Source organism: Wolbachia endosymbiont of Mansonella ozzardi (assembly GCF_020278625.1).
Taxonomy (GTDB): Bacteria; Pseudomonadota; Alphaproteobacteria; order Rickettsiales; family Anaplasmataceae; genus Wolbachia.
Map to the genome: position 1 here is coordinate 1 of NZ_JADAKK010000090.1, position 1,215 is coordinate 1,215.

1 protein-coding gene is annotated in these 1,215 nt (G+C 36.3%); it reads left to right on the forward strand.

The genetic code is table 11. The features are described 5' to 3' along the window. Positions 1–69: 69 nt before the first annotated feature. On the forward strand, positions 70–837 hold the full coding sequence (locus IHO40_RS05690; protein ID WP_225537155.1) for a hypothetical protein: 768 nt from the start codon (positions 70–72) through the stop codon (positions 835–837). The last annotated feature ends 378 nt before the right edge of the window (positions 838–1,215 follow it).

Genomic DNA, 1,215 nt, shown 5'->3' on the forward strand with positions numbered 1-1,215 from the left:
TCCTAGATTCCAGAGTCAAGAGCACAGCTGTACGAACATTCTTTAAAAGAGTATAATGAAAGGAAAGTATTGAGGTATGAGACATTTCACTACAAAGAAATAATATCAAAATTGCCAGAGGTAGAACTGGACAAAATAGGTGAAGCTGTCGGTGCCGATTACAGGGCTAGCAAACTTACAGCGGAAAATATATTTAATTTGCTGCTATATAGCATATTGGAGAAAGATGAGCTGAGTTTGCTCACTATTGAGGGAAATTATCGCTGCATGTTTAACTTCGATACACGTCATTCATCAGTTGCAAGTCGTTTGGAAACAATACCTATTGAGTACTTTGAAAAGATTTTTTGTTTATTTTACAGAGTTTTTGGAGCTCAAAAGAAATTGATGATCATAGATTCAACAATACTTCAGCTATCAAGTAAATTATTGCAGCTTGGCATTCCCTGCAAAAACACAAAATATTGCCAAAAAAACGTGATAAAATGTACAATTGCAACAGATGGAAGATTTGCAAAGCTGCTTAATTTATATACTCAGGCAGAGGGTTTTTCAGATAATAAATTTGTTTCGAGCTCAATCACGGTAAAGAGTCACATATTTGACCGTGGGCTACAAAAACGTGCAACTTTTGAGGAGTTTATAAAGGAAGGCATACCCCGCAGCAATGATAATATTCGCTATAAAATGGTTCGAACCCACCAAGAGGTTGAAGGTCTGAAAACGAAAATACTTGAACTGACGGAGGATGTCATAGTCAGATTGGGGCAAGATGGTTCGAGATTTTTGTCATTTAAGATCAGGTTGATTAGAGCAAAAAGTCAGATAAGTGGTTAGGTTCTTACATTTTTAACTAATATCTATGGAGTGTCTGCTATAGAGACCTGTGATATCTATAAAAAACGTTGGTCAATAGAAGTGTCTTTTAGCTTTATCAAGCGGAAGCTCAACCAAAGCATTTTCTTGGATACAGCAAAAGCACTATTATGGTTACACTGTACATGATTCTTATAGTTTCCATTTTACTAACAGAAAACGCAGCGGAATGGAGAGCTATAAGTTCATTAGGCGTGCTTTCATGAATGAGCTTAGACTTGAAATCCTGAAACCAGTCATTGAATACTGTGGTGGAAATCCAGACAAAATCTACGATTATTACCTTTTTTCCTTTCTATAATTAATATTCGTACAGCTGTGCATCACGCGCTGGAATGA